Source organism: Rhodococcus sp. EPR-134 (assembly GCF_001647205.1).
GTDB classification, from domain to species: domain Bacteria; phylum Actinomycetota; class Actinomycetes; order Mycobacteriales; family Mycobacteriaceae; genus Rhodococcus_F; species Rhodococcus_F qingshengii.
In genome coordinates this window covers 1-1593 of the sequence record NZ_LVCT01000150.1, presented here as the reverse complement: position 1 = coordinate 1593, position 1593 = coordinate 1, and the positions used below count along the sequence as shown (strand labels likewise).

Sequence of the window (1593 nt, the reverse complement as noted above, 5' to 3'; positions counted from 1 at the left end):
GGTGGTGAGTGGGCCGGAGCCGTTCTTCTGGCGGTCGAACACAGTCCGGAGAAGAAGCGCGGGCTGTTCGGCAGCATCCCGCAGATCGGACTGGCTCTCGGCTTGGCTTTGGGCACAGGAATGTTCGCACTACTTCAAACGGTCTTCGACGACGAACAGTTTCTCCGTTTCGGCTGGCGCATAGCCTTTGTTCTGAGCTTGGTACTCGTGATCGTGGGGTTGGTGGTCCGTTTGAAGGTCGACGAGACGCCGGCATTTCAGGCCGTTCGCGACCTCGAACAGCGCTCATCCGCCCCGCTCAGGGAAGTCTTTCAAGGAAGAGTCGCGCGAAACACCGTACTGGGCATGCTGTCTCGCTGGGGCGAGGGCGCCGCGTTCAACACCTGGGGCGTCTTTGCAATCACGTATGCAACCAAGACTCTGCATTTCGAAAAGGTTCCGGTACTTCTTGTGGTCACCGTGGCCGCAGTAGTGATGGCGATCTTGCTGCCGTTTTCCGGTTCACTCGCTGATCGGTTCGGCCCGCAACGGGTCTACATCGTGGGCATCGCCGCGTACGGCCTCGCGATCTTCCCCGCCTTCGCACTGTTCGGTACCGAGAATCTCCTGCTCTTCGGAGTCGCGATGGTCGTGGTCTTCGGAGTGATTCATGCCTTGTTCTACGGCGCCCAGGGAACGCTGTATGCGAGCCTCTACCCCACAGAAATCCGGTACACCGGGTTGTCGGTCGTCTATCAGTTCTCTGGTATCTACGCCTCCGGCGTCACACCTCTGATCCTGACTGCACTGATCGGCGCCACCGGCGGTTCACCGTGGCTGGCCTGTGGATATCTGGTGGCCACCTCGGCGATCAGCGTCGTCGCCACTGCGGCGATCAGGAAGCGTGATCTGCATCTGTAGCGATCACATCTGAATATTCACCTCTCTTGCACATTTACTAGATATGTATAGAAATACCTGCGAAGAAGAACAGATCGAGATACGCCTGCGCATCGGATACATCGGTGTATCGTTTGGGGTCCCACCCTGACGGAGGCGCCGATGACGACTGGAACGGACAACTCGCCGGCCAAGCGTGTCACCAAACGCCGTGGTCAGACCCGGCAGCGTCTGCTCGGCGCGGCTGCAGATGTCTTCTCCGAATCCGGGTTCGGGCACGCCACGGTCGAGCAGATCTGCGAACGCGCCGGATACTCCCGAGGCGCGTTCTACTCCAACTTCGATTCACTCGACGAATTGTTCTTCGCGATGTGGGAGCAGCGATCTGCATCAATGCTCGCCGATCTACGGCTGGCGACGGAGTCGATCACCGCCGGTAACATCGTCGACATCCATGCCGCTGTCGCCCGGATCGTGGCGGTGGTTCCGGTCGACCCGCAGTGGTACCGGATCAACGCGGAATTCACAGCCCACGCGCTCCGTAACCCGGCACTTCGCAAAGCCCTTGCCGACCGTGAAGACGCGATCCTTCGCACCCTGTTGCCCATCGTGGAGTCCGCACTCAGCGATGTCGGGCGAACAATCGTCGGCGACCCGACGGCGTTGGGACGGGCATTGGTTGCAGTGCACGACGGCACCAGCGTGCAGTGCCTC

The 1593-nt window shown here is 60.3% G+C and carries 2 protein-coding genes; both read left to right on the top strand.

Annotation, left to right across the window (positions count from 1 at the left end; translation table 11 throughout):
- Positions 1 to 900, top strand: a 900-nt coding sequence (locus tag A2J01_RS06650) for an MFS transporter (RefSeq protein ID WP_156519197.1), incomplete at its 5' end; no start/stop codon positions are given.
- A gap of 141 nt (positions 901 to 1041) precedes the next feature.
- Positions 1042 to 1593, top strand: a 552-nt coding sequence (locus tag A2J01_RS06645) for a TetR/AcrR family transcriptional regulator (protein ID WP_064112358.1), incomplete at its 3' end; no start/stop codon positions are given.